We start from the raw sequence: 25,843 nt of genomic DNA on the forward strand, positions 1-25,843 counted from the left end.
CCATCCCCTCCAATCAGGGACAGGGATTGCCGACCCGCTGGTGGACCGCATCCACCGCCTTCTGCATCTCTTCGGTCCAGACAACATCCGCCGAAGACAATGCCATTTCGAGTTGCGAAATGGTTGTCGCGCCAATGATATTCGACGTGACGAAGGGTCGGCTCGAGACATAGGCGTTGGCGAACAGGGCCGGCTCCAGGCCAAAGGAGCGCGCCAGCTCATTGTATTCGAGCAGCACCGCGGCGGCATTCGGCGTCTCGTAGCGCTGGCCGCGATTGAACAGCTGGGAGCGTGAGCCCTGCGGTCGGGCGCCATGGTCGTATTTACCGGTCAGATAGCCTTGCGCCAGCGGCGAATAGGCAAGCAATGAGACGTCCTCACGCTCGCAGACCTCGGCGAGGTTCACCTCGAAGGTGCGGTTGACGAGATTGTAGGCGTTCTGGATCGAGTCCACGCGCGGGCCGATCCCCTTGTCGGCCTCTGAGAGGTAACGCATGACGCCCCAGGAACTTTCGTTCGACAGGCCGAAATGGCGGATCTTTCCTGCCTTCACCAATTCATCGAAGACGCCAAGCGTCTCGGCGATCGGCGTTTCGTTGGCTGGTGCGCCGTCAGCATCGGCGCGCCGCGCCACCGCCCCGACACGCGTCGGGTTGGCGCCCCAGGGGATGTCCCGCTCCGGCCAGTGGATCTGGTAGAGGTCGAGATAGTCCGTGCCGAGCTTGGCCAGCGACTTGTCGATGGCGTCAAGAATATCGGCGCGCACCAGTCGCGACGGCCTGTCGCCGCGAAACCACTTATTGGCCGTGCGACCAACGACCTTGGAGGCCAGGATCACCTGGTCGCGGTTGCCCTTGGCCTTCATCCAGCTGCCGATGATCTTTTCCGTCCGCCCTTGCGTCTCCGCCTTGGGCGGGATCGGATAGAGCTCGGCGGTGTCGATGAAATTGACGCCGCGCGAAAAAGCCAAATCCATCTGGGCGTGGCCCTCGGCTTCGGTGTTCTGCTGGCCCCAGGTCATCGAACCAAGGCAGATCTGGGTAACAAGAAGATCGGTCCGACCGAGACGGCGTTTGTGCATGAAATTCTGCTCCGGAGGGAAAGCGTGCGCGGGGCTGCATCTATAGGGAAAGCCAAGGCGCTCTCCAAGCCTCGCCAGGCCGACTTTTGCGTGAACCAGCGCTGATTGACTAGCGGCGAGCGCCGGCCACGGCGCGGCGCTTGGCCTCGTCGATCAGCATGTTGGCCACCTGCATGCGGATCATGGCGCGCTGGCGCAAATGCGGGGCGACGCGATCGGGGTGGTTGCTGAAAGCAAAGCTGCGGCGCATGCGGCCGAAATCGGCAACGCCCTTGGGCTTGTCCAGCCCCAGTTCGGCCGCGATCGATTCAGGATCGATCGGCGGCAGTTTTTCCTCAGGCTTGGGTTCCTCGCCGGCCAGGGCCAGCTTGGCGTGGTCGAGCAAGGCAGCGAATTCGCTCGCCAGATCAGCGCCGGCCTCGCGATATTCGGCGGCGGATACTTTTATGCGGCCGGAGTGGAGTTCATCGGCAACCGAGAGATAGTCGAATGGAATGGAAGGACGCGCACCGGCCTCGTCGCCCTCGATGCCGTCGCCCTTGTCGGAGGCAACGAAGAGGTCGTCGAGCAGCGAAGCAAAATCGCGCTTGGCGCTGGTAGCGATGTCAGCCTCCCCCTTGCCCGACTGTCAGGTCTCCAGGAACATAGAACCGGCTCGTTAAAAATACATACCACCGATCTTAATGAATTTAGCCATTCGAAGGATCGTACCAGGCCCTCAAACAAAAAGCCGGACTGCACTTTCATGCAGTCCGGAAATTCGCCAGGAGTGGCGAGGAAAAACTGGCCATGAGCCAGCGTCGAAGCCTACGGTTCGTGCGGCCCGGAAGTTTCACTGGGCCGCAAAAAAAGTTTGATGAAAATCATCCGGACATAGCAGGCATGCAAATGCTGCACTGCACAATTGTCACGATTCACCTATATTGGCAGCCGTGGAGGACCAATCGGGAGCCTGAATCATGGGTTTCTTCACGGAAATGTTCGCCCGGCCGCGTCCACAGGAACATCTGAGATACCGCGCGGCGCTCGCGCTGCTTCACTCGATGAGCAATGCCGACCGCGCCGATATCGGCATAAAACCCGCCGATTTTCCGCGCATCGCCCGCGAAATGTCCATTCGCTAAGCAGCCTGCGAGATGTCCCGGATCGATCCGGGACATCTCGAAACTTCAGCCGCTCAACGCGATCCCAGGAATGTCGCCTTGCCCAGCGGCACGCCATTGTGGCGAAGGATGTCGTAAGCGGTGGTGAGGTGGAAGTAGAAGTTGGGCATGGCCACATGCAGCAGATACTGCATGCCGCCCAACGTCGTTTCGCGTCCGCCAAGCTTCAACTCGATCACCTTGTCGTCGGAACCGTCGATATCGGCGGCCGAGAACGTTGCCAGAAGCGCGAGCGTCTTGGCTATCCGCGCCTCGAGATCGGCAAAGCTTGCCTCATTGTCCTCGTATTTCGGCACCTCGCGGCCGGCCAGGCGCGACGGCGCCCCCTTGGCATGGTCGGTGGCAATCTGCACCTGCCGGGTCAACGCGAACATGTCCGGCGCAAGCCGCGCCGTCAAAAACACCTGCGGGTCGATCTTGCGGTCAAGCGCGTTTTGTTCGGCAGCCGCCAGCACACTGGAAAGTGCTTTCAGCCTGGCTGAAAACACGGGCACGGATGCCTCATACATCGATATCGTCACGTCAAATCTCCTGTCCGGTCCGAGTGCCGGCGAAGGGACGTAGCGCCTGTGCGAACGATTCTTCAAGCGCCGCGGGCTCCGCGTCACCACGCCGCCGCAATCGCGGTGGTAGAATTTCCGTTATCGAGCGGAGATTCCCGATGAGACGCGTCCTTCTCGCAGCGACTTCCCTTCTCTCCCTTGCCATGTCTGGCCACGCGGCGCTGGCCGCCGATGACACCGCGCCCGAAGCGCCCTATGTCGACGACCGCTCGAGCGCCGAGGCGGTGATCCGCTCCCTCTACAGCGCCATCAACCGAAATGAATTCGCCCGCGCCTGGGGTTACTATGGCGATACGAAGCCGGCTAAGGATTTCGACAGCTTCGTCAAAGGCTATGACGGCACTAACAAGGTGGAAGTCGCGACCGGTGCCATTTCGGACGAAGGTGCCGCAGGCAGCATCTTCTATAACGTCCCAGTCGCCATTCGGGCCACGGACAAGAGCGGCGGCGAGAAGGTCTTTGCCGGCTGCTACACGCTGCGCCAGGTGAATGCCCAGATCCAGGCGGCGCCGCCCTTTGATCCGATCCACATCGAAAAAGGCGCGTTGAAACCTTCGACCGCCGATTTCGAGGAAGCTGTGCCGCCAAGCTGCGGCGACGGCCCACCGCCACCCAAGAAGGACACCGCGCTGGAGCAGGCCAAGAAGGCTTTCCTGGCGACCTATGGCGACCAGTGCGACAAGGAGCTTCTGGCCAATGAGCCGGAGACTTTTTCGATCAAATACAAGGACAAGGATGCACAGCCCGCCGATCCCGACAAGGAAACACGCCTCTTCCATTTCTCCTGCTCGGCCGCAGCCTACAATGAAAACTCCGTCTACTACATGAGCGACGATGTGTCAGGGGTGCGGCAGTTGCAGTTCACCGAGCCCGAGATGGACATTCGCTACGTGAACAATGACAGCGAAGGCAAGGTCGAATCCATGCACATTGTCGGCTTCCGGACGACAGGCTGGGCGACCAATTCCAACTATGACAAGGATGCCCACACGATCACGACGTTCGATAAATGGCGCGGCGTCGGAGATGCCTCTTCATCGGGCACTTATCTGTTCCGCAATGGCGACTTCTCGCTGGTCCAGTATGATGTCGACGCGTCCTATGATGGCGAGGAAAACCCGCAGACGGTTGTCGACTACAACACCGCGCCTTGAGCACCGGACGGCTTCAGGCCAGCCAGTCGATCAAGGTGCCTTCGACAGCATCCAATTGAGCGTTCCGCGCCAGTCGGCCATGCGGACTGGCGTGCCGTGGGTGCCCGTCTCGAAACGGACGAAGCGGGTCGGGTAGGTCTTCGATTTGGCCAGGATGGAGCGGAAGAACGCTTCCTGGTTCGCCACGGGGAAGACCACGTCATGGCTGCCTTGACCGAAGAAGACCGGCACACGGCGTTTGAAGGCGGGGCTGGCAAAAAAGCTCTCGTCCCACAGCGATCCGAGCAGCAGCAAGCCATTTATGCGGCCGCCCGTGTCCTTGCGCCCGGCAAGCTTCCAGCACAGTGCACCACCCATCGAGCCGCAGGCGACGAAGATCTTGGCGCCGGGCGACTGTTCGGCATAGTGATCGATCAGAGCCGCGACTTGTGCGGCACCCTTGTCGCCGAAATCGGGAAAATCCGGCGAGAGATAAAGACCGTCATTGCCGGCCATCAGGTTCTTGATGCGGTTGAAATTGCCGCCGAAGGTGAAGTCGTCGACCCCCTGTTTGCGGCTGCCACCCTGCCCGTGCAGGTAGAGCACGATGATCGCGGCGCCTTGCGTCTTGCCGACGGCGACATGCCTGACATCGCCGGCGTCGGTCTTCAACATCAGATCCTGCTGCACCTTGCGTACGCCGGCGTCGGTGTATTGCGGGTGGACGCGCTTTTCCGGCACCTCGTCACGCTGGTTGATGTCGCGCATCTCGCGATAGTCGATGACCGTATAGGCGCCGCCGTCGCCGGTGGATAATGTCGCCGGATAGGCGAAAAGATCATCCTTGAAGGGTTTCAGTTCGAGAGCATGGGCGTAATCGACAGCGCAAAGAACAAACGCTGCGACCAGAAAGCCGTGGAATGGGGAGAGGATACGAAGAGCCATAACGCAGGCATGCGTAATGAAACTCGGGTTTGTCAATCCTGCAGCACGCCGCCGGCGCCTTCGAGCGCTTCGCGGGTGTCGACATCGACAGACGCGCCCTCGCCGATCTCGACATCGATGACATCGAGCCCTTCGGCCTCGACCAGATGGCGAGCGCCGGTGTCGCCTTCGAGGTGGGCGATGGCCGGGAACAGCGAGCGCGGCAAAAGCACCGGATTGCCGCGCTTGCCCGCATGCGAGGCGCGGACCACGGAATTGCCCCCGGCTCTACGGAAGGCATCGATCAACCGGTCAAGATCGTCCGACTCAACGCCAGGCATGTCACCCAGAACGATCATCGCAGCGGCGATGTCTTCGGGCAGATAGGCAATGCCGGCTTTCAGCGAGGTGGACAGGCCATCGGCGAAATCGGGATTGTCGGCGAAGGTGACGTCGAGACCCGACAATGCCGCGCGCACCCGTTCGCGCTGATGGCCAGTGACGACGATCGTGCCCGATACCTTCGAGCCAAGCGCGCGCTCGGCGGTGCGGCGCACCAGCGGCTTGCCGTCGAACAGCGCCATGAGCTTGTTCGGTCCACCCATGCGGCTCGACCGGCCGGCGGCAAGAAGCACGGCGGCGACCTTGAGATGGGTTTTGGCCGGTAGGGGTTCGCGCGGCTGCGGCCGCGTCGGGATTTCCATCAACAGCCCGCCGACTCCCATGCCGGCGATGTCCTTCGCGGTGACGTCGAGGCCGGCAACCAGACGGTCAAGCACCCAGTCGAAGCCGTTTTCCTTGGGGCTGCGGGCGCAGCCGGGCGCGCCGATGACGCGCTTGCCGGCAAGCGTTCCCAGCACCAGAAGATTGCCGGGATCGACAGGCATGCCGGCGCGGATGACAGTCCCGCCCGCCATCTCGATCGCCGCCGGAACGACATCGGCGAAATCGCTCATCGCCGAGGCGCCGAAGATCACCACCATGTCATTCTCGCGCACCAGCGAACTCGCAGCCTGCGCCACCGGCGCGATCTCATGCGGCGTGCGGCGCTCCGCCGTCAGCCTGCCGCCCGAACGCGCCAACCGTGCCTCGGTGACGCGCAGCGTCTTGTCGAGTACGCTGGGCTTGATGCCCGGCAGGACCGTCTGGATGACCCCGACACGCACCGGCCGATAGGCATTGACGGCAAAGATCTCGCCGCCGGCGCAGATTTTCGCGACCGCATCGACCAGCGCGGAGCTGACCGCGAATGGGATGATCTTCACCGTTGCGATCATCTGCCCTTTTTCGACCGGCGCATGCTGCGCCAGCGTGGCAAGGGTGATGGCGGGATCGACGGCGTTGATGGCGTCGATCATCGCGGCATCGACCGTGAAGATGCCCGATGCCCTGGCGTGGAGATTGACCCGGCCGGTGGCGGCCGGCCTGACATCGATGCCGCTGAAGCTCATGCTTTCGGCAATTTTTTGCGCCGCTGCGTCCTCCCCGAGATCATCGGAAGAAAGCACTGCAGCGACGACCTGCGATATCCCTGCCCGCTTGAGCAGGGAGACGTCTTCGGCGCTCAGCCTGTGCGCCTTGCGAAACCGCTTTTCGCCGGCGGTGGTGGCGTGCGCCAGCACCGCGCCTTCGGCCTCTTCAATGGCAACCGGACCGAATTTCACGCCACAGCGCCCACTGAGCGCCGCGCGTCCACTTGGACGCGCAAAGGACGCTCTGCTTTGAATCTACGCATCGTGCTTCTCCAAAATCGATTCCGATCCTTGGGCCGATGCGGAGGCATCGAGGCCGCGCGAGCGGAAGGCGTAGATGGTCTGCGCCAGCACCGCGACGGCGATCTCGGCGGGGCTGGCGGCACCGATGTCGAGGCCGATCGGCGCATGGATGCGGGCGATCTGATCGGCACTCGCGCCCAGCGCCAGCAGGCGTTCGACGCGCTTTGCATGGGTCTTGCGGCTGCCAAGCGCACCAACATAGAAGCAGTTGGCGTCGAGCGCCGCCTTCAACGCGAAGTCGTCGATCTTCGGGTCATGAGTGACGGCGGCAAGCGCCGTGTAACTGTCGAGTGGCTGGCGCTTCAGCACATCCTCCGGCCACTCGGCATGCAGGGCGATGTCGGGAAAGCGGTCCGATGTGGCGAAGGCCGTGCGCGGATCGATGATCTCCAGGGGATAGCCAGCGATCCTGGCCATCGGCGCCAGCGCCTGGCTGATATGGACGGCACCGATCACCACGAGGCGCGGCTGCGGCAGATGCGCATTGAGAAAGAAGGTCCGTCCTTCCGCCTCGACGGAACCGGAATTGCCCGATCGAAATGCCCTGGCGATCGCGGCTCCAAGATCGCCAGCGACCTGGTCGCCCTCACGCACGATGCGGTCGCGGCCATCGCCGAGATCGGTGACGAGGATCGCCGCGCGGCGGGCGCGGCGCTCCTCGTTGAGCGTTTTCAGCGCGTAGGGATCCATTGGATCAGCCAAGCCTTTCCACATAAACCTTGATACGGCCACCGCAGGACAGGCCGACCTGCCAGGCGGTCTCGTCGGCAACGCCGAATTCCAGCATCCTGGCGTTGCCGGAGCCGATGACGTCGATCGCCTCGGTCACCACGGCGCCCTCGACGCAGCCGCCGGAGACAGAACCGTGGAAATTGCCGTCAGCATCGATGACAAGGTGGCTGCCGACCGGGCGTGGCGCCGAACCCCAGGTCTCGACCACCGTCGCGATAGCGACATCCTTGCCGTCCTTCATCCAACCTTCCGCGATGATCAGCGGATCGCGGGCCTCATCGAGATAAAGACTGTCACTCATCGTTGCTTCTCTCAGGGTCTGTTTTTCCAAGGGCCGAGAAAACATATGGCTATGCGGCGTGTCTCTCGCCAGCGTCAATCCATCGGCGTGGATCGACCGATTGTGCCGACTTCTTGTCGAGTGACGCGCAGAGGTCGGCGAGCGAATCGAGATTGTGCACCGAGCGGAATTCGTCGACATGCGGCAGCATCGCCTTGACGCCGCGGGCGCGCGCCTGAAAACCATCAAAGCGCAGCAACGGGTTCAGCCAGATCAGCCGCCGGCAGGATTTGTGCAGCCGCTCCATCTCCTCCGAGAGGCCGGCGACATCGTCACGCTCCAGCCCGTCGGTTATCAGAAGCACCACCGCACCCTGCCCCAGCACGCGCCGCGACCATATCAGGTTGAACTCGGCCAGCGTGTCACCGATTCGTGTGCCGCCGGACCAGTCCTTGACCGCCATCGAACAGTCGGCAAGGGCGGCATCGGGATCGCGATGGCGCATCTGCCGGGTCAGGTTTGTCAGCCGCGTGCCGAAGACGAAGGTGTGCACGCGCCGGCGCTTTTCCGTCAGGGCGTGCAGGAAATGCAGGAAGATGCGCGTATACTGGCTCATCGAGCCGGAAATGTCGGCCAGCACCACCAGCGGCGGATGAACTTCGCGCGCCGAGCGGAATTTCGGCAGGATCAATTCGCCGCCGGTGCGCGCGGCTGAGCGCATCATGGCGCGCGGATCGATGCGGCGGCCATGCGCGTCGGCCTTGAAGCGCCTTGTCCGCACCATGTCGACGGGCAGCCGCAGCTCGGCGATCGCCTTCCTGGCATCGGCCATCTCGGCTGCGTTCATCTGGGCGAAATCCTTGCCCCGCAACACCTCGCTGCCGGAAAAGGTGAAGCGGGCATCGACCTCGATCTCAGGGACTTCCTGCGGCGGCTGGTTCTTCTGGTGGCCTTCGAACATCGCCTGGCTGACACGGTTTTCGGCCGCGCGCGGCTTCTGCTTCTCCCTGACGTCAGGCGCCACAGGGGAAAACATCGCCAGCAATTTCTCGATCAGTTCGCGCGATTTCCAGAACAGCCGGAAGGCCTCGTCGAAGGTCGGGTGATCCTCATGCCTGGACACCAGCACGGCATGCAGGGTCCAATAGAAATCGTCGCGCGAGCCGATGCCGGCGGCCAGCACCGCCTCGATGGCATCCTTGACGGAAGCCGGCCCGACCCGCATGCCGGCCTTGCGCAAGGTGCGGGCGAAATAGACGATGTTGTCGGCGATGCGCCCATCCGCCGTCGCCTCCGTGGGGTCAGCCTCTTTGGGGTAAGCACCCGGCGCCTTCATCGCGCTACTCGGCCGCCGCGAGCTCGGCCTTGACCTCGTCGAGGATGCGCCGGCCTTCGCCCGAACCAATGCGGGCAATGTCGTCCTGGTATTTCAACAGCACGCCGATCGTGTCGGATACGGTCTCCGGGTCGAGCGCCACCTTGTCGAGTTCCGTCAGCGCGCCGGCCCAGTCTATGGTTTCAGCAACGCCCGGCACCTTGAACAGCTCGATCTGGCGCAGCTTCTGGATGAAGGAGACCACCTCCGCCGAAAGCCGTTGGTTGGCCCGCGGCACCTTGCGGCGCACGATCTCCAGTTCGCGCTCGGCATTGGGATAATCGACCCAGTGATAGAGGCAGCGCCGCTTCAAAGCGTCGTGGATCTCGCGGGTGCGGTTGGTGGTAATGATGACGATCGGCGGCTCTTCCGCCTTGATGGTGCCGAGTTCGGGCACCGTCACCTGGTAGTCGGAGAGGATTTCGAGCAGGAAGGCCTCGAAGGCTTCGTCGGTGCGGTCGAGCTCGTCGATGAGGAAGACAGGCGCGGCACCTGCCTTGCCGGTCAGCGCATCGAGCACCGGGCGGCGGATCAGGTATTTTTCGGAGAATACGTTGCGCTCCATGGCGGAGCGGTCGACCTTGCCGGCCGCCTCCTCCATGCGGATCTCGATCATCTGCGCGGCGTAGTTCCACTCGTAGACGGCGGAGGAGACATCGAGCCCTTCATAGCACTGCAGCCGGATCAGCCGGCGGCCAAGCGCCTGCGCCAACACCTTGGCGATTTCGGTCTTGCCGACGCCGGCCTCGCCCTCGAGGAACAAGGGCCGGTTCATGCGCAACGACAGGAACAGCACGGTCGCCAGCGACCGGTCCGCCACATAGTCCGCGCCGGTCAGGAGATCGAGCGTCTCGTCGATCGTCCGCGGCACGGGGCGCGGTTTCAGTTCGGTCATTCTTTCTCCGTGAACGCCGCCGCTCCGCTGTCCAGGACGTGATAGCCGCGGGCGTGGTAGATCAGCGGCCGCAAATTATCGCCCATGCGCAGGCCTGTCACCTTGCCAAAAAGCACACGATGGGTGGCCAGATCCTTGGTGTCGATCAATTCGCAGTCGAAAACCGCAAGCGCGCCCTTGAGCGTCGGCGCGCCGGTGGAAATCACATCCCATTCGCCGAGCGCGAAACGCTCCTCGACCGGCAGACCGGTAATGCCGGAAAAGCCGATCGACAGCGGCTCCTGGTGCGAAGCCAGCGTGTTCAAGGCAAACTTGCCGTTTTTCACGAACAGCTCATTCTTGGCATTTTCACGGTTGAGGCAGACCAGGATGGTCGGAGGGGTGTCCGACACTGAACAGGCGGCGATCACCGTGGTGCCGCGCTTGCCGGCAGGGCCGTCTGTCGTGACCACATGGACGTGACCGGCAAAATGGCTCATCGCGTCGCGATAGGCCTGCGGTCCAATGTCATTCTTCTTCAGCACAAGAACTTTTCCACAGCCAGAACCCCTACCGCTATATATGGCCAGACATGACATGCCACAAGCGAAGTGCTTGGCCCATATCCCTGAATTCGCGTGTTGCACCAAGGCCGGGCAGCCTTTAGGTCTTGGCGGTAATTGGCGCCCGCGCTGTCATCGCGGGTCTGGAGGAACTCTTCGGCAGGATGCGACCCGGGGCAACGATATCGGCCGCACTGGCCTGGCTGTTCCTGGCCGGCACCGCCGGCGCACAGACGCTGACGATCGGCGTCGCCGCCCCCTTGTCAGGTCCATCGGCCATCCTCGGCAAACAGATCCAGGCCGGCGCCGGGCTGGCGGCGCAGGCAAACGGCATCGAACTCAAGACCGAGGACGATGCCTGCACCGCCGATGGCGGTGCCGCCGCGGCCAGGGTTTTTGCCGCGGCCAAGGTCAGTGTCGTGGTCGGCTTCCTTTGTACCGAATCCATCGAGGCGGCGATGCCGATCCTCAAGGAAGCCAACATACCGGTCATCACAGTCGGCGTGCGAACCGAGAGCCTGACCGACCGCCGCGCCAAGACCGGCTGGCCGGTCTATCGCCTCGGACCGCGCGGCGACGACGAGCGCAACGCCGTCGCCTCCACCCTCACCCGCCTGTGGCAGAACGAGCTGTTCGCCATCATCGACGACGGCACCATCTACGGGCGCGAGATGGCGGAAACATTTCGCGCGGCCGCCGAGCAAGCGGCGCTGAAACCGGTGTTCGTCGATACGTTCCGGCCGCAGCTCGACAACCAGATAGGGATGATCGGGCGGCTGAAGAAGGCCGGCGCCACGCATGTCTTTGCCGGCGGCGACGGCGACGACATCGCCATCATGGGCCGCGACGCGGCGCAGCTCCAGGCCGGCATTGTCTTTGCCGGCGGCGAAAATCTGCGCACGCCGCCCGCGGACGTGCCCTATGCGATGGGCACGCTGATGATCGCACCGCCGGAATGGGCCGATGTCGCCGACGCAAAGGTGCTGGAAAACTTCTCCGCGCAGAAGATCGTGCCGGACGGCTACACGCTGCCGGCCTATGCAGCGGTGGAGATCGCCAAGGCCGCAGCGGCCTCGTCCGGGAGCTCGGGCGGGACCCTCGCCGACGCACTGACCGGTCATGATTTCACCACGGCGATCGGGCCAGTCCGCTTCGACGCCAAGGGCGACCTCAGCCAGAGCCTCTACCGCGTCTTCCGCTTCGACAGCACGCGTTTCGTGCCCTTGGAAGGCAATTGATGTTCCGCACCGGCCCGCGCAATCTTATCACCGACGTTGCCGGCCTGCGCGTCGGCAACGCTTCCGACGCCAGGTTGAAGTCCGGCGTGACGACGGTGCTTTGCGACGAACCGGCGGTGGCCGGTGTCCAGATCCTGGGCGGCGCGCCGGGCACGCGCGAGACGGATCTGCTCGAACCGCACAATTCGGTCGAGGCGGTCCATGCCGTGGTGCTGTCGGGAGGTTCGGCTTTCGGCCTTGATGCGGCGTCCGGCGTGCAGGCCGCGCTGCGCGAGCGCGGCATCGGCTTCGAGGTCGGCGGCTTTCGCGTGCCGATCGTGCCGGCAGCGATCCTGTTCGACCTGCGCAATGGCGGCGACAAGGACTGGGGCCGCTACCCCCCTTACCGCGACCTTGGCTATGAGGCAGCGCAATCCGCCGCCACCGATTTCCAGCTCGGCACGGCCGGCGCCGGCACCGGTGCGCTGACCGCGGGGCTGAAGGGCGGCCTGGGCTCGGCCTCGACGCTGCTCGATAGCGGCGTCACCATCGGGGCGCTGGCCGCCGTCAATCCGACCGGATCGGTGACCGTCGGCCGCACCCGCCATTTCTGGGCAGCACCCTTCGAAATCGGCGGCGAATTCGGCGGGCTTGGCTATCCCTCGCCGATGCCGGACGATGCGACGCGGATATTGCTGAAATACCGCGACAAGCAGGCAGGCAAGCAGATGGAAACCGGCGGCAACACCACCATTGCCGTCATCGCCACGGACGCGGTTCTCACCAAGGCCGCGGCGAAGCGCCTGGCCATGTCGGCGCATGACGGCTTCGTGCGCGCCATCTGGCCGACACATACGCCTGCCGATGGCGATCTCGTGTTTGCACTGGCGACGGGAACGAGCGGCATCCGGCTCGAAGCCGATGCGGCAATCGACCTCTACGCCGCAGCCGGCGCCACCATGGCACGCGCCATCAGCCGCGGCGTGTTTGCCGCGACGCCAGCCGAGAACGATCTGTTCCCGGTCTGGTCGCGCCGGAGCTGAAGACGTCGATCAGGTCGGATCGGACTTTTCTTCCTCGAACGTCACCGCGACATCGGAATTCGCCGACAGCCAGACTTTCTTGCCGTCGACCTCGGCAACCAGGGCCAGGGGAATGTAGTGATGATGGCCCTTGTGAGCACCCTCGCCGCTGTCGGCCTTGGTCAGTTTGATACGCTGGCCGTCAACCTTGTCGACGGTGCCGACATGCACGCCATCGGCGCCGACGATTTCCATATGCTCACGAATCTTGCTGGTGTCGGTCATGGTGGTTCTCCATTGGGACTGCCGACAATAACAAATGACAAGCCGTTTGGATGCATCGGCTTTCGACCCGCACGACGTTTTGATTCGGTCGTGCTAGGGATTGAACGATCGCGGCTGTCGGAGTGAAACAATGCGACTGCTTTTCCTGTTTGCCGTTTCCCTGGCCGTGCAGTTTGCGGCATCGATCGTCGCCCAGGCCGGCGATGTCGCCGAGCTTGAAATCCTTGGCTTCACCAAGGACGGCGGCGTGTTCGCCTTCGAGGAATATGGTGTCCAGGACGGGTCGGGCTTTCCCTACGCCAACCGCTATTACATCGACACGAGCAATGACAGCTTTCTCAAGGGTACCCCAATCAGGGTCCGGCTTGACGACGAGAATGCCACGCTCGACAGCGCCCGCCTGCAGGTCCGGCAAAAGGGCGAGGCCATTGTCAGCCAGACCGAGCTGAGCGCCAATCGCGGCATCACCGCCGGCTTCAACCCGGTGACCGAGCTTTCGGCCGATCCGCACCGCATGGTGGTCAATCCGCGACCGATCTTCTCTCCGGTCGACCAGCCGCTCGAGTTCCGGCTGGACGAGATCGGCATGAACAATACCGAAGGCTGCCAGAGCCAGGGCGAGATCAATGGCTTCAAACTGCTGCGTATCGAAGCGCAGGACGGCGGTACCACCAAATTGCTGCATGAAGACAAATCGATCCCCAAGAGTCGGGGGTGTCCGAACGGCTACCGCATCGGCGCGGTGCAGACATTCTCGATGGACAGCCTCGGCGCCTATGCGGTGCTGATCGCTGTGCGCCAATATGGCTTCGAGGGGCCGGACTATCGCTGGATCGCGGTGACCGGTCGCCTGTGACACCGCTTGCTCAACTCGCCACGTCCAATCGTGGCCTCGCCCGCTTTTGCCACGCGACACCAACGCCGCGCACGGCCCTTCTCGGTGCCCTCCTGTGGGCTGCCACGATGGGCGCCAGCGCGCTCGTCAACCTGTCGTTGCTGGATAGTTGGGTGACGCCGGATAAAATCCGCACAGTGTCGCTGCTGTTCGCGGGCGGCGGCGCCCTGGCATTTCCGATTGGCTTGTTCGCGGCACGGCTGGTCTCGCTCGGAAGGGGCTGGGAGGTCGCCTTCGCGGCAGCAATGGTGTGCCTTGCCGCCGTGACGATCGGGCTGACCGCCGGACTCTATGCCTTGCAGTACCGGTCCTACTATGCCGAATGGCATGCGCCCGTCTTCACTCTCACCTGGGGGTTTCAGTTCGCCTTCACAATGGCGGTGGCGCTCTACCAGTTCGTTGTGCTGGGCATCCGGCTCTATTTTCCGCTTGGGTTTATCGCCTTGTTTGCCGCCAGCCTCTGGTTTGCACGGCAGCGGCGTTGAGCATTTCGTCCGCCTCTGTTAGGACGCGGGCTAACCCGGAGCGGTTCAGCGTTTGGTAGAACCGCCGACCCGCTCTAACTCCTTCTTTTTCGCAATTCCTGTGGGAAAACCGCTGCGCACTTTTCCTGGATTGCTCTAGATACATCAGGACTGACCGATGATCCCTCGCTATTCCCGGCCGGAAATGGTCGCCATCTGGTCGCCCGAAACCCGGTTTCGCATCTGGTTCGAAATCGAGGCCCATGCCTGCGATGCGCTGGCCGAACTCGGCGTGATCCCGAAGGAAGCGGCAAGAACGATCTGGGAAAAGGGCAATGCCGCGAAATTCGACGTCGAGAAGATCGACGAGATCGAGCGCGTCACCAAGCATGACGTCATCGCCTTCCTGACCCATCTTGCCGAATTCGTCGGACCGGACGCGCGTTTCATCCACCAGGGCATGACGTCTTCGGATGTCCTGGACACCTGCTTTGCGGTCCAGCTTACCCGCGCCAGCGACATCCTGCTCGCCGATATTGACGGCCTGCTTGCCGCCCTCAAGCGCCGCGCCTTCGAGCACAAGGACACCGTCACCATCGGCCGCAGCCACGGCATCCATGCCGAGCCGACAACCTTCGGCATCAAGCTGGCGCAGGCCTATGCCGAATTCTCGCGCTGCCGCGAGCGGCTGGTACATGCGCGGGAAGACATCGCAACCTGCGCCATTTCCGGGGCGGTCGGCACCTTCGCCAACATCGAACCCTATGTCGAGGAGCATGTCGCGGCGAAGCTCGGGCTGAAGCCGGAACCGGTGTCAACGCAAGTGATCCCGCGCGACCGCCACGCCATGTTCTTTGCCACGCTCGGCGTCATCGCCTCGTCGATGGAGCGGCTGGCGACCGAGATCAGGCATCTGCAGCGCACCGAGGTGCTGGAAGCGGAAGAGTATTTTTCTCCGGGCCAGAAAGGCTCGTCGGCAATGCCGCACAAGCGCAATCCGGTGCTGACGGAAAACCTCACCGGCCTTGCCCGCATGGTGCGCTCCATGGCGCTGCCTGCGATGGAGGATGTAGCGCTCTGGCATGAGCGCGATATCTCGCATTCCTCTGTCGAGCGCATGATCGGACCGGACGCCACGGTGACGCTGGATTTCGCCCTGTCACGCCTGACCGGCGTCGTCGAAAAACTGGTCGTCTATCCCGAGAACATGCTGAAGAACATGAACAAGTTCCGCGGCCTGGTGCATTCGCAGCGCGTGATGCTGGCGCTGACGCAGGCCGGCCTGTCGCGCGAGGATTCCTATCGGCTGGTGCAGCGCAACGCCATGAAGGTCTGGGAACAAGGCGCTGATTTTCTTGAAGAACTTTTGGCCGACAAGGAAGTGACCGCCGCGCTTCCCGAGACGGAAATCCGTGAGAAATTCGACCTTGGCTACCACACCAAGCATGTCGACACGATCTTCAGGCGGGTGTTTGGGGAAGCTTGAGAGCCCAGTCCTCAGGGAAAAGGCCCGCCTTGCCGGCGGGCCTTTCGTATTCGCACTTGTGATGGAAAAGCCGATCAGGCCTTTCCAGGCACAGTCCTGATCACGGTGCCCCAGGGGTCCTCGCGGGTCGTTTCGCCGGTAACATTGTCCGAACGCATCTCGACCCAGGCAAGGCCCGAGCGGGCCGGGTCGCGGCGGCCGGCGCCGGCGCTTTGCCAGGCATTGGCGCCGATGTGGTGGTGGTAATGGCCTGACGACAGGAACACCGCCTGGCCGCCATACTTGGCCACCGTGTCGAAGCCGAACTCCTGGTTCCACCAGGCCTCCGCCTCTTCCGGCCTGCCGACGCGCAGGTGGACATGGCCGATAATGCTGTTTTCCGGCGCACCTTGCCAGCCCGCATCGCCCGCCGGCACTTCGCCAACGACCGCAGGGACGTTCAACCGCTCCGTCGCCATGGCGACCTTGTCACCATTCCATTTCCAGTCCTGTGGACGGCGGTCGGCATAGATTTCGATGCCGTTGCCTTCGGGATCGGTCAGGTATAGCGCCTCGCTGACCAAATGGTCCGAGGCGCCCTCAATGGCGATCTTGTCTGATATGGCGTGGTTGATCCAGCGGCCGAGATCGGCACGGCTGGGCAGCAGGAAGGCCGTGTGGAACAGGCCGGCGCTGCGCGGATCGTCCGGCTTGGCCGAAGCATCCGGCTCGAGCACCAGCAACGGTCGGTTGGTGGCGCCGAGCGTGATCGCGCCATCGGCACGGCTCAATTCCTGCAGGCCGACGACCCGGCGGTAATAGGCAGCGAGGCTTTCGGCATCGCGCGCCTTCAGCCCGACGCGGGCAACGCTCACCGGCGTGGTGGCGGCAAATGGCAATTCACTCATCATTGTCTCCGTTGCGGCAACGCTTGATGAAGCTCCCAAAGCCAGAAGCCCGGCGCCGCCGATCATTGTACGTCGTGTCAGTGCCAAAATCCCGGTCCTCCACGGCTGTTTTTCTCCTCACCACAGATCGTCGATCGCCATCGTTCACACAAGACAGCGAAAAGCGAACATGGTGTTCACCATTTCAGCTCATGAGCTTGCCTGTCGACGGTTGCATGAGACAATCGCGCTCGCTATCTCAGCGCCATGAAAGTCAAAGACGCAGATATCCTGATCGTTCCGGGCTACACCAATTCCGGACCCGAGCATTGGCAGACCCGCTGGCAGTCGAAGCTGTCGACGGCGCGCCGCGTCGAGCAGGCGGAGTGGTCGAAGCCGGTGCGCGACGACTGGACCGCAAGTGTGGCCAAGGCGGTAAACGAGGCCGAGAGGCCTGTCGTCATCGTCGCGCATTCGCTGGGTGTGGCTGCGGCCGTGCAGGCCATACCGCAATTCGTCAAGCCGGTTGCCGGCGCCTTCTTCGTGGCGCCGCCCGATGTCGCCAACCCCATGATCAAGCCGAAGCACCTGATGACCTTCGGCCCCTATCCGCGCGAGCCGCTGCCTTTTCCTTCGATCCTGATTGCCAGCCGCAACGATCCGTTCTGCGCCTTCGATGTCGCAGAGGACATTGCCGGCGCCTGGGGTTCGCTGTTCATCGATGCCGGCGAGACCGGCCATCTCAACCAGGATTCAGGCTTCGGCCCCTGGCCCGAAGGCTCGATGACCTTTGCCAAGTTCCTGACGGATCTGTGATTCAGGCCCAAAGCCGGCGCAGAAAATACCCGAAGAAACCGTCGAGTCCCAATAAACAATAATTTAAGGCGGCTCGCGATACTTCTTACGCGGGGCGAACTCTGTTCGTCACGTGCAAATATGCAAGATTGCTAAATAAAACTCTTCACGCTCAAACGAAGGTAAGCGCTTGCGCAAGGACGCTTCACTCGAATTCTTGAGGGGTGCCGCAGCGCTTGTCGTCGTGAATGGGCATACTTTGCGCGCTTTTGCGCCGGTAGCGGAGGGCGAAGACAACGCCGCGCAATCCCTCAAGACAGGTCTGGCTTTCATCGCCTTCAATGGCGGCTCTGCCGTCTACTTGTTTTTCGTCCTCTCTTCCTATGTGCTTGTCAGGCGTTATTTCCAGTCCCGCAAAGCGCAAGATCTGTTGCTGGGTGCGATAAAGCGTTTGCCTCGTCTGGCCGGACCAGTGCTTGTTGCGGTTCTGTTATCCTGTGCCATCTTCAAGCTCGATCTGTATTTCTTCCAGGATGCGGCTGCGGTCACCCAATCCGAGTGGCTGAGCAGATTTGGCAATGCCTCGAAGGTGCTGTCGCCGGAGACAGCGAGCTTTTCGGACGCCTTTCTACAAGGGGCCTGGCGGACATTTATCTACGGCGACAAATATTATGACACCAGCCTGTGGACCATGATGGTCGAGTTCTGGGGGAGCATGCTCACCTTCGCCCTCGCACCGATCGTCTTTTTCCTCCAAGGCCGCTGGACGCTGCTCTCCTGGTTCTGCATAGCGGCAGGCGTGTTCCTGGCGCTGCAAGTCAGCTTCTTCTTCTGTGCCTTTCCGGCCAGCTTCATGCTCTATCCGCTTCTCGCCATGGGTTTGCGCCCGAATCGCTGGGTAAGAGGCGCCATGGTGATCGTTTCCCTTGCGCTGCTGGGCTATGCGGGGAGTGCTGTCGGCATATACCAGCCCTTCGTGCTGCTTGAGACCGCAGTTTCTGATGATGTCGGCCTACGGCAAGCCTGCGTGGCCATCCCGGCAAGCATCATGTTGGTCTACGCCGTGCTGAGTGTGGATGAGCCTCCATCATGGCTCTCGGGCAAGGGGGCACGTTTCCTGGGCGACCTGTCTTTCCCGGTCTACCTCGTGCATGTACCCGTTATCTGCTCGCTAGGTTCATGGGCCCTGCTGGTCAGCGGCTCCACCGCACTCGGTGCCGCCGCCGCCATACTGGGTTCCATCCTCGTGGCGTTGCCGCTGATGACCTTCAACAACTGGTGGGTCCAGGTGCTCGGCGCCCTGTTCAGGTTCAGGCGCGGCAGCCCTATCGCCGCGCCTGCTGCGGCGAGCGCCTGACCGCCCGACGCCGTGAGGGCAGTTGGTCCGGCTTGGATTCAGGATCCGATCGAGTCCTGTATGCTCTTCAGCAGGGTCTTTGCCCCCAGCGAAATCAACGCATGCTCGGATCCCGTGGCGAGCAGACGATAGCCCATCGAGACGACACGGCCGGCAATTGCCGGTTCGACGACATAGATGGCGGCATGTTTTCCGGCCTTGCGGGTGCGCTCGGCAACCGACGCCACCGTCTCCATCATGCTCTCCAGCGTGGAATTGACCGTGGCGCCGTTGGTCCAGGCGATCGAGAAATCCGATGGTCCGAGGAAAATGCCGTCGATGCCCGGCGTGTCGAGAATGCCGTCGAGCGCGTCGAGTGCGGCGCGCGTCTCGACCATCGCAAACGCCATCGTGCGCTGGTTGGTATCGCGCAGCCATTCGGCATAGTCGCCCTTGCCGTGGCGTGGAAAGGCATAGGTCGGACCCCATGAGCGCTCGCCGAGCGGCGGATACTTCATCGCCGCGGCGAACAGCCTTGCATCGGCCACCGAATTCACCATCGGAGCGATGACCGCCTCGGCGCCGAAATCGAGCGCCCTGCTGGCCATGTCGAAACGGCCGACGGGAATACGCACCAGCCCGGGCTTGCCGGTGGCGAGCACCGGCGCCAGACCGCGCAGCACGCTGTCTTCATGATGGCCGCCATGCTGCATGTCGAGCGTGACGGCGTCGAAGCCCTGTTTGGCGAGGATCTCGACGGTCAGGGCATCCGGCACACCCGACCAGGCGGTGATCAGCGTTTCATCGGCGGCAAGGCGGGACTTAAGCGACATCTAATCTCTTTCCTCGTTAACGTCGCATCGGCCCGAAAATCGGTTCGATTTCGGAAAGCACGATGCGACAACGCTATCTGCGTCAGAGCGGACCTTGTGCGTCCAACAGGACGCACGTCGCTCTAATGCAGTTTCAGCCGGAAACTTCGGCAAAGGCAAAGAAAAACCGCCCGGTTTGGCCGGGCGGTCGATTGGTCCAGTCATTCTTGTTTTGTCGCAGGTTCGGTCGCAAAACCGTGGGACACTTTTGCGGAACCTGCTCAGCCCGGATCAGGTGTTTTTGATCTGCTCGATTGCCTGCGCCATCAGTTCGTCCATGGTGCGGCGGATCTGATGGTCCGATTGATCGACGCCGGCGGCATCGAAATCCTTGCGGATCTTGCGGAACACGTCGTGGTCGCCGGCTTCCTCGATATCGGAAACAACCACTTCCTTGGCGTAGGCGTCGGCGTCGGCACCCGACTTTCCGAGCTTTTCGGCGGCCCACAGGCCGAGCGCCTTGTTGCGGCGCGCCGAGGCCTTGAATCGAAGCTCCTCGTCGAATGCAAACTTGCGTTCGAAGCCCTCTTCGCGGTCTTTCATGCTGCTCATGGCGTCCCTCCGGGTTAAATCCGATTCGTTGGCAGGCGATATGTGTGTTGCCAAAGCACAAACCAAAAGGTCGCGAGCCGGTCAATACGCTTCGTCATATGCTGCGCTGCGGCATTTCAGTCCCGAAAGCGGTTGATTGGAAGGATTTGCCGATTGAGCAAACGATGTGATTGGGATAGACCCGGCATTGAACCCAACCGTCGCCGCACTAATTTAGGCAGACGGACAGGAACTGGTCGCTTGCCGCCTGCCCGCAAATCCAGAGAAAAATTCAGATGAAAAATCGCCGCCGCATTTATGAAGGCAAGGCCAAGATCCTCTATGAGGGACCCGAACCGGGCACGCTCATCCAGTTCTTCAAGGACGATGCAACCGCGTTCAACAAGAAGAAACACGAGGTCATCGACGGCAAGGGCGTGCTCAACAACCGCATTTCCGAATATATCTTCAACCACTTGAACCGCATGGGCATTCCGACCCACTTCATCCGCCGGCTCAACATGCGCGAGCAGTTGATCAAGGAAGTCGAGATCATTCCGCTCGAAGTGGTGGTGCGCAATGTCGCCGCCGGCTCGCTGTCGAAGCGCCTCGGCATCGAGGAAGGCACGGTCCTGCCGCGCTCGATCATCGAATTCTATTACAAGGCCGACGCGCTCGATGATCCGATGGTGTCGGAAGAGCATATCACCGCCTTCGGCTGGGCCAGCCCGCAGGAGATCGACGACGTCATGGCACTCGCCATCCGCGTCAATGACTTCCTCTCTGGTCTGTTCATGGGCGTAGGGATCCAGCTCGTCGACTTCAAGATCGAGTGCGGCCGCCTGTTCGAAGGCGACATGATGCGCATTGTCGTCGCCGACGAGATTTCGCCGGATTCGTGCCGCCTGTGGGACGTGGCGACGCAGGACAAGCTCGACAAGGATCGTTTCCGCCGCGACATGGGCGGCCTTGTAGAGGCCTATCAGGAAGTCGCCCGCCGCCTCGGCATCATGAACGAGAACGAGCCACCCCGCCCCACCGGTCCGGTGCTTGTCGCCTCGACCGACGGCCTCAAGGGCAAGCCGCACTGAGAGCGGCTTGCGACCCAATACTCAGAACAGGAGCATGTCCAGCGTGATCAAGGCCCGCATTACCGTCACTCTCAAGAACGGCGTTCTCGACCCGCAAGGCAAGGCGATCGAACACGCGCTGTCGGGGCTTGGCTTTGATGGCGTCGGCGCGGTGCGACAGGGCAAGGTGTTCGACGTCGAACTGGCGGAAAGCGACAAGGCCAAGGCCGAGGCCGATCTCAAGGCCATGTGCGACAAGCTGCTGGCGAACACGGTGATCGAGAATTACGCAGTGGAGATCGCCTAACGTGAAATCTGCCGTTGTCCTCCTGCCTGGCCTCAATCGCGACCGCGACATGATCGCGGCGCTGACCAAGATTTCCGGCAAGGCGCCAGCCACCGTCTGGCAGACCGACACCGAGATCCCCGATGTCGACCTGATCGCCATTCCTGGCGGCTTTTCCTTCGGCGACTACCTGCGCTGTGGCGCCATTGCCGCACGCATGCCGGTCATGCGGGCTGTCGCTGAAAAGGCGGCCAAGGGCGTGATGGTCATCGGCGTCTGCAACGGTTTTCAGATCTTGGTCGAGGCCGGCCTGCTGCCGGGCGCCTTGATGCGCAACAGTTCGCTGAAATTCGTTTGCCGGCAGGTAAAACTGCAGATCACCAACGCCAACACCATGTTCACCCGCCGCTATCAGCCGGGCCAGATCATCCGCTCGCCGGTGGCGCACCATGACGGCAACTATTTTGCCGACACCGAGACGCTCGCCCGCGTCGAAGGCGAAGGCCAGGTAGTGTTCCGCTATGCGGAAGGCACCAATCCCAACGGTTCGATCAACGACATTGCCGGCATCATCAACGAGCAAGGCAATGTGCTCGGCCTGATGCCTCATCCCGAAAACCTGATCGAAGCCGCCCATGGCGGCAGCGACGGCCGTGCACTCTTCGAAGGTGCGCTCGGTATCGCCGCTTGACGCGTTCAGCCGCGAATGCGGTAAGAATTACAAGGACATCAAGTCCATTGCTCTGGGGAGAGAGACGGTCATGAAACTCTATTCGCGGCCGTTGTCGCCCTACTCATCTATCGTGCGCGCGCTGGCCTATATCAAGGACGTACCGCTCAAGATCATCGCGCCGCCGCCGGGTTTTCCGATCCCCGAAGAGTTTCGCGCCATCTCGCCGATGAACCGGATTCCGGTGCTGATCACCGGCTCGGGCGAAACCATCGTCGAATCGGTGGTCATCGCCGAATACCTGGAGGAACGGTTTCCGGAACCGGCGCTGCTGCCGCCCGATTCCAAGGACCGCGCGCTGGTGCGCATGTTCGCCCGCATCACCGATCTCGACGTGCTGACGCCGACAATGAAGCTTTTCGAGCTGCATTCCGTGCCGAAGCGCAACAATGCCGAGATCGACGCCCAATTCGCGCGCCTGCACCACGGATTGGCGGCGATCGAGGCGCGCATGGCGCAAGGCCCCTTCGCCCTCGGCAACGACATCAGCTTCGCCGATGCCTGGCTGACGCCGACCCGGTTCATCTTCAACAATTTCCGCGCCATGACGGGCCACCACGACCTGCTCGACGCCTATCCCAAATTCGATGCCTATGAGCAGATCGCCTCGCAGCATCCGGCCTTGTCGCGCGTATGGGGCGAGATGACCGACGGCCTGAAAATCTTTCTGTCCGAACTCGAGATGGGTGCCGCTTGATCAAGAGCAAGACGATCGTCCTCGTCGCTGCCGCAGGCCTTGCCCTGGCATCGTGCCAATCGACCCCGAAAAGCACGCCTGTGCCCTCGGGCAAGAGTGCGTCGCTGTTGGCCATGGAACAGGTCGCAATCGCAGCCCACAAATGCTGGATCGCCAGCAAGGACCCGGCCTTCAAGCAATATCAGATGGCCAATGAGTTGAATTCCTTCAGCGGCACGCCGCGTTTCCTTTTGGTGCCGGCCAAGCACTATGGCGGAAAGCCATTGCTGGTCGTGCAGGCGCAAGGCAATTCGAGCCGCGTCGACGTGTTCGGACCGTTGATGAACGACCCGCTTGGCGCGCGCATCGGTTCGGATATTGCGCGCTGGCAAGCCGGTAATCCGGCCTGCGCCGCGACCGCCTGACGATGGGCCGCTTCCTGCAGGTAGCGGGTCTGGCCGTCGGTCTGGCCGGCCTTGTCCTGCAATTCTGCATCACCATTCCAGCGTCGATGGAAGCCGGCCGCAGCCTGCTCGGCTCGATCGTGTTCTATTTCAGTTTCTTCACCATCCTGACCAATATCGGCGCCGTGCTGGTCTACACCTCGCTGCTGTCATCCAGCGGCTACGCGTGGCTGCCCGCTTTCGCCGGGCCCCGGATGCGCGCGGGAGTCGCCGTGTCGATCGCCCTGGTCTTCATCGTCTATGCCACCGTTCTGGCGCGTCTGTGGCAGCCGCAGGGCCTGTTCCTGCTCTGCGATGTGCTGCTGCACTACGTGACGCCGGTTGTGTTCGTGCTGTGGTGGCTGATATCAGGCGCCGACGGCAGAACGAGATGGAGCGACATTTCCTGGTGGGTGCTCTATCCCATCGCCTACCTGGCCTATGCGCTGGCGAGGGCGCCGTTCGCCGGCGAGGTGCCTTACCCCTTCCTCGATGTCGCCAAGAACGGCGCAACCAGTGTCGCCATAGCGGCACTGGCCATCACCGCGCTGTTTCTGGTGATATGCTTCGTTGCCGTTCTGGCCGATCACGGCGTCGCGCGTCTCAGGACCAACAGCGTCCGGTAGGACCGGAGCTATTCCCAGAAACGCCTGATACCTTCACGGTGGGCGTCGCAGCGCGAGATGCCGATATCCTTGAGCTGATCATCGGTCATTTCCAGCAATGCCAGCCGGGTGCGCCGGCGTTCCAGCAAATGGTCTATCCATGTCGCCAGCGAGCCGACCACCCGCACCAGGCGGTTGACAAAGCCGCGACGACCCGACGGGCGGAGCGCCTGGCCTGGAAATACGGCTCTTGAAGGACGGACTGTCGCGATTGTATCCATTTTCTTTCTGCCAAAATTATCAATTGCACCCCTTTTGGTGCGCGATTGATATGTATTGACTCACATTTCGGTGCAATATAGAAAATTGTCACCATGACAAATTGGCTTCCAGATCTCACCGCCAGCACCGGGCCGCTCTATCAACGCCTTGCGGACTCCATCGAAGCGGGCATCGACCAGGGCGTGATCGGTGCCGGAACAAAACTGCCGCCACAGCGCGACCTCGCCTACGACATCGGCGCCACCGTCGGCACGGTCGGCCGGGCCTACCAATTGCTGCGCGAGCGCGGGCTGGTGAGCGGCGAAGTGGGCCGTGGCACCTATGTGCTTGGCCAGCACGCCGACGGCGTGAAGCCGGATGCGCCCGACGTCAGCGTGGAAGGCACCCGCTACGTCGATGCGCCACAGGACAAGCTGCGTTTCGACAGCACGGCGGCACCCGATGTCGGCCAGGGCATCATCGTTGCCGATGTGCTGTCGCGCACCGCGCAAGATCATCCTCACGAGATTTCAAGCTATACGCGCGATTTTCCAACCCGCTGGCACGAAGCCGGCGCCCGCTGGCTGTCGCGCAACTCCTTGCGCCCAGCCGTCGACAGCATCGTTCCGACGCTCGGCACTCACGCCGCGGTGATGGCGGCGATCGCCGCACTTACCACGCCCGGCGACTACGTCGCCTTCGAACACCTCACCTATTCGCAGATATCCCGCAGTGCCGGGTTGATCGGCCGGCGCACCGCGCTGGTGGCGTCGGACGACGAAGGTCTCGATCCCGAGGATTTCGAGCGCGTCTGCGCGCAAAAACATCCCAGGATGATCTTCCTGATGCCGACTGCCAAGAATCCGACGCTGGTGACACTGTCGGCGGCGCGCCGCGAGGCAATTGCGGGGATAGCGCGCGAATACAATGTCGTCCTCGTCGAGGACGACCTCTACGGCAACCTCACCGACGACACGACACCGCTGCTTGCCGAATTCGCACCCGAACGCACCATCGTCGCCAGCGGCCTGTCGAAATCGGTGGCGGCCGGCGTGCGCGGCGGCTGGCTCTCCTGCCCCCCCGCCTATCGCCACCGTATCCGTGTCGCCCACAAGATGATGACCGGCGGCATGCCCTTCCTGCTGGCGGAGGTGAATGCCCGTCTGGTGCTCTCAGGTCAGGCCAGCGAAATCCGCAAGCGCAGCATCGCCGAAATCGGCGCCCGCATCGCGATCGTGCGCGAGACGCTGGCCGGCTTCGCGTTCAAGTCACACGACAAGGTGCCCTTTGTCTGGCTGACTTTGCCCGATCCGTGGCTTTCCGGCACCTTCAAGAATGCCTGCCTCGAACATGGCGTGCTGATCGACGACGAGGACGAGTTCAAGGCAGGCCGCTCCGAACAGGTCTTTCACGGCGTCCGCTTCGGCGTTTCGCAGCCGAGACAGCGCGGTGATGTCGCCAACGGCGTTGCGGTCCTCCGTCGGCTTCTCGATGAGGGCCGTGCCGGCTACGACAGCTTCTCCTGAGAGCGCTGGGCCCG

General features: G+C 62.5%; 31 protein-coding genes. 16 read left to right on the forward strand and 15 right to left on the reverse strand.

Going from position 1 to position 25,843, the window contains the following annotated elements:
• Window positions 1-13: 13 nt before the first annotated feature.
• Both MesoLj_RS24635 and MesoLj_RS24640 read right to left on the reverse strand, forming a co-directional pair.
• Window positions 14-1,081 carry an aldo/keto reductase gene (locus tag MesoLj_RS24635; protein WP_202322876.1) on the reverse strand — a complete coding sequence of 356 codons (1,068 nt, stop codon included), beginning with the start codon at window positions 1,079-1,081 and terminating at the stop codon, window positions 14-16.
• 109 nt (window positions 1,082-1,190) lie between these two features.
• Window positions 1,191-1,652 carry a hypothetical protein gene (locus MesoLj_RS24640; protein ID WP_172352985.1) on the reverse strand — a complete coding sequence of 154 codons (462 nt, stop codon included), beginning with the start codon at window positions 1,650-1,652 and terminating at the stop codon, window positions 1,191-1,193.
• Between the two features lie 388 nt (window positions 1,653-2,040).
• Between MesoLj_RS24640 and MesoLj_RS24645 the strand changes: the two genes are divergently transcribed.
• Entirely contained in the window at window positions 2,041-2,205 is a 165-nt protein-coding gene (locus MesoLj_RS24645; protein ID WP_081294723.1) for a hypothetical protein, read from the forward strand.
• 53 nt (window positions 2,206-2,258) lie between these two features.
• On the opposite strand, the gene MesoLj_RS24650 is transcribed toward MesoLj_RS24645, so the two are convergent.
• Window positions 2,259-2,765: a DUF1993 domain-containing protein gene (locus MesoLj_RS24650; RefSeq protein ID WP_140767805.1), complete on the reverse strand. Its 507-nt coding sequence runs from the start codon at window positions 2,763-2,765 to the stop codon at window positions 2,259-2,261.
• Window positions 2,766-2,905: 140 nt separating this feature from the next.
• On the opposite strand from MesoLj_RS24650, the gene MesoLj_RS24655 reads away from it, so the two are divergent.
• Window positions 2,906-3,961, forward strand: coding sequence for a DUF1176 domain-containing protein (locus MesoLj_RS24655; protein ID WP_202322877.1), 1,056 nt, complete (start codon window positions 2,906-2,908; stop codon window positions 3,959-3,961).
• 30 nt (window positions 3,962-3,991) lie between these two features.
• Here MesoLj_RS24655 and MesoLj_RS24660 read toward each other — a convergent pair whose 3' ends face one another.
• The 7 genes from MesoLj_RS24660 to MesoLj_RS24690 all read right to left on the reverse strand — a co-directional run bounded on the left by MesoLj_RS24660 (window position 3,992) and on the right by MesoLj_RS24690 (window position 10,445).
• The gene (locus MesoLj_RS24660) at window positions 3,992-4,885 is read right to left on the reverse strand and encodes an alpha/beta hydrolase family protein (RefSeq protein WP_202322878.1); all 894 of its coding nucleotides are present in this window, start codon (window positions 4,883-4,885) and stop codon (window positions 3,992-3,994) included.
• A gap of 32 nt (window positions 4,886-4,917) precedes the next feature.
• Window positions 4,918-6,528: an NTP transferase domain-containing protein gene (locus tag MesoLj_RS24665; protein WP_202322879.1), complete on the reverse strand. Its 1,611-nt coding sequence runs from the start codon at window positions 6,526-6,528 to the stop codon at window positions 4,918-4,920.
• Window positions 6,529-6,591: 63 nt separating this feature from the next.
• Window positions 6,592-7,329 carry an XdhC family protein gene (locus MesoLj_RS24670; RefSeq protein WP_202327448.1) on the reverse strand — a complete coding sequence of 246 codons (738 nt, stop codon included), beginning with the start codon at window positions 7,327-7,329 and terminating at the stop codon, window positions 6,592-6,594.
• A 4-nt stretch (window positions 7,330-7,333) separates the two neighbouring features.
• A complete protein-coding gene (locus tag MesoLj_RS24675; protein WP_202322880.1) occupies window positions 7,334-7,672 on the reverse strand; it encodes an XdhC family protein in 339 nt (112 codons plus the stop codon).
• Window positions 7,673-7,721: 49 nt separating this feature from the next.
• Complete coding sequence (locus MesoLj_RS24680; RefSeq protein ID WP_202322881.1) at window positions 7,722-8,987, reverse strand: vWA domain-containing protein; 1,266 nt, start codon at window positions 8,985-8,987, stop codon at window positions 7,722-7,724.
• A 4-nt stretch (window positions 8,988-8,991) separates the two neighbouring features.
• Window positions 8,992-9,921, reverse strand: coding sequence for an AAA family ATPase (locus MesoLj_RS24685; protein ID WP_056562179.1), 930 nt, complete (start codon window positions 9,919-9,921; stop codon window positions 8,992-8,994).
• Complete coding sequence (locus MesoLj_RS24690) at window positions 9,918-10,445, reverse strand: flavin reductase (RefSeq protein WP_140767811.1); 528 nt, start codon at window positions 10,443-10,445, stop codon at window positions 9,918-9,920. Before MesoLj_RS24690 ends, MesoLj_RS24685 begins: the two co-directional genes overlap by 4 nt.
• 182 nt (window positions 10,446-10,627) lie before the next feature.
• Between MesoLj_RS24690 and MesoLj_RS24695 the strand changes: the two genes are divergently transcribed.
• Window positions 10,628-11,701 (forward strand): branched-chain amino acid ABC transporter substrate-binding protein, encoded by a 1,074-nt coding sequence (locus MesoLj_RS24695; RefSeq protein WP_202322882.1) that lies wholly within the window; start codon window positions 10,628-10,630, stop codon window positions 11,699-11,701.
• A complete protein-coding gene (locus tag MesoLj_RS24700) occupies window positions 11,701-12,723 on the forward strand; it encodes a P1 family peptidase (protein WP_202322883.1) in 1,023 nt (340 codons plus the stop codon). The genes MesoLj_RS24695 and MesoLj_RS24700 overlap by 1 nt, the downstream gene beginning before the upstream one ends.
• A gap of 9 nt (window positions 12,724-12,732) precedes the next feature.
• Here MesoLj_RS24700 and MesoLj_RS24705 read toward each other — a convergent pair whose 3' ends face one another.
• A complete protein-coding gene (locus MesoLj_RS24705; protein ID WP_202322884.1) occupies window positions 12,733-12,987 on the reverse strand; it encodes a DUF2171 domain-containing protein in 255 nt (84 codons plus the stop codon).
• Window positions 12,988-13,117: 130 nt separating this feature from the next.
• Here MesoLj_RS24705 and MesoLj_RS24710 point away from each other — a divergent pair, with 130 nt between their 5' ends.
• From MesoLj_RS24710 to purB, 3 genes are all read left to right on the forward strand, one after another.
• Window positions 13,118-13,843, forward strand: a complete 726-nt coding sequence (locus MesoLj_RS24710; protein WP_202322885.1) for a DUF2259 domain-containing protein — start codon at window positions 13,118-13,120, stop codon at window positions 13,841-13,843.
• Entirely contained in the window at window positions 13,840-14,367 is a 528-nt protein-coding gene (locus MesoLj_RS24715; protein WP_446720257.1) for a hypothetical protein, read from the forward strand. Before MesoLj_RS24710 ends, MesoLj_RS24715 begins: the two co-directional genes overlap by 4 nt.
• Window positions 14,368-14,524: 157 nt before the next feature.
• Window positions 14,525-15,832 (forward strand): adenylosuccinate lyase, encoded by a 1,308-nt coding sequence (gene purB / locus MesoLj_RS24720; RefSeq protein WP_140767815.1) that lies wholly within the window; start codon window positions 14,525-14,527, stop codon window positions 15,830-15,832.
• 74 nt (window positions 15,833-15,906) lie between these two features.
• Here purB and MesoLj_RS24725 read toward each other — a convergent pair whose 3' ends face one another.
• Window positions 15,907-16,719: a VOC family protein gene (locus tag MesoLj_RS24725; RefSeq protein WP_140767816.1), complete on the reverse strand. Its 813-nt coding sequence runs from the start codon at window positions 16,717-16,719 to the stop codon at window positions 15,907-15,909.
• 246 nt (window positions 16,720-16,965) lie between these two features.
• Here MesoLj_RS24725 and MesoLj_RS24730 point away from each other — a divergent pair, with 246 nt between their 5' ends.
• Window positions 16,966-17,514, forward strand: a complete 549-nt coding sequence (locus MesoLj_RS24730; protein WP_140767817.1) for an RBBP9/YdeN family alpha/beta hydrolase — start codon at window positions 16,966-16,968, stop codon at window positions 17,512-17,514.
• A 169-nt stretch (window positions 17,515-17,683) separates the two neighbouring features.
• On the forward strand, window positions 17,684-18,850 hold the full coding sequence (locus MesoLj_RS24735) for an acyltransferase family protein (protein ID WP_202322887.1): 1,167 nt from the start codon (window positions 17,684-17,686) through the stop codon (window positions 18,848-18,850).
• A 38-nt stretch (window positions 18,851-18,888) separates the two neighbouring features.
• Here MesoLj_RS24735 and MesoLj_RS24740 read toward each other — a convergent pair whose 3' ends face one another.
• Entirely contained in the window at window positions 18,889-19,662 is a 774-nt protein-coding gene (locus MesoLj_RS24740) for an HpcH/HpaI aldolase family protein (protein ID WP_202322888.1), read from the reverse strand.
• Between the two features lie 270 nt (window positions 19,663-19,932).
• The gene (locus tag MesoLj_RS24745; RefSeq protein ID WP_056562205.1) at window positions 19,933-20,253 is read right to left on the reverse strand and encodes a DUF1476 domain-containing protein; all 321 of its coding nucleotides are present in this window, start codon (window positions 20,251-20,253) and stop codon (window positions 19,933-19,935) included.
• Window positions 20,254-20,528: 275 nt separating this feature from the next.
• On the opposite strand from MesoLj_RS24745, the gene purC reads away from it, so the two are divergent.
• The 6 genes from purC to MesoLj_RS24775 all read left to right on the forward strand — a co-directional run bounded on the left by purC (window position 20,529) and on the right by MesoLj_RS24775 (window position 24,063).
• Window positions 20,529-21,323, forward strand: coding sequence for a phosphoribosylaminoimidazolesuccinocarboxamide synthase (purC, locus tag MesoLj_RS24750; RefSeq protein WP_013532127.1), 795 nt, complete (start codon window positions 20,529-20,531; stop codon window positions 21,321-21,323).
• A gap of 43 nt (window positions 21,324-21,366) precedes the next feature.
• A complete protein-coding gene (gene purS, locus MesoLj_RS24755; protein WP_027051636.1) occupies window positions 21,367-21,609 on the forward strand; it encodes a phosphoribosylformylglycinamidine synthase subunit PurS in 243 nt (80 codons plus the stop codon).
• 1 nt (window position 21,610) lies between these two features.
• Entirely contained in the window at window positions 21,611-22,279 is a 669-nt protein-coding gene (purQ, locus tag MesoLj_RS24760; RefSeq protein WP_140767820.1) for a phosphoribosylformylglycinamidine synthase subunit PurQ, read from the forward strand.
• A 70-nt stretch (window positions 22,280-22,349) separates the two neighbouring features.
• Window positions 22,350-23,015: a glutathione S-transferase family protein gene (locus MesoLj_RS24765; RefSeq protein ID WP_202322889.1), complete on the forward strand. Its 666-nt coding sequence runs from the start codon at window positions 22,350-22,352 to the stop codon at window positions 23,013-23,015.
• The gene (locus tag MesoLj_RS24770; RefSeq protein ID WP_140767822.1) at window positions 23,012-23,419 is read left to right on the forward strand and encodes a hypothetical protein; all 408 of its coding nucleotides are present in this window, start codon (window positions 23,012-23,014) and stop codon (window positions 23,417-23,419) included. Before MesoLj_RS24765 ends, MesoLj_RS24770 begins: the two co-directional genes overlap by 4 nt.
• A 2-nt stretch (window positions 23,420-23,421) precedes the next feature.
• Window positions 23,422-24,063 carry a Pr6Pr family membrane protein gene (locus MesoLj_RS24775; RefSeq protein WP_202322890.1) on the forward strand — a complete coding sequence of 214 codons (642 nt, stop codon included), beginning with the start codon at window positions 23,422-23,424 and terminating at the stop codon, window positions 24,061-24,063.
• An 8-nt stretch (window positions 24,064-24,071) separates the two neighbouring features.
• On the opposite strand, the gene MesoLj_RS24780 is transcribed toward MesoLj_RS24775, so the two are convergent.
• Window positions 24,072-24,323 carry a DUF1127 domain-containing protein gene (locus MesoLj_RS24780; RefSeq protein WP_202322891.1) on the reverse strand — a complete coding sequence of 84 codons (252 nt, stop codon included), beginning with the start codon at window positions 24,321-24,323 and terminating at the stop codon, window positions 24,072-24,074.
• Window positions 24,324-24,416: 93 nt separating this feature from the next.
• Here MesoLj_RS24780 and MesoLj_RS24785 point away from each other — a divergent pair, with 93 nt between their 5' ends.
• The gene (locus tag MesoLj_RS24785; RefSeq protein ID WP_202322892.1) at window positions 24,417-25,829 is read left to right on the forward strand and encodes an aminotransferase-like domain-containing protein; all 1,413 of its coding nucleotides are present in this window, start codon (window positions 24,417-24,419) and stop codon (window positions 25,827-25,829) included.
• Window positions 25,830-25,843: the final 14 nt, after the last annotated feature.

It is taken from the genome of Mesorhizobium sp. 113-3-9, assembly GCF_016756515.1.
Lineage (GTDB): Bacteria > Pseudomonadota > Alphaproteobacteria > Rhizobiales > Rhizobiaceae > Mesorhizobium.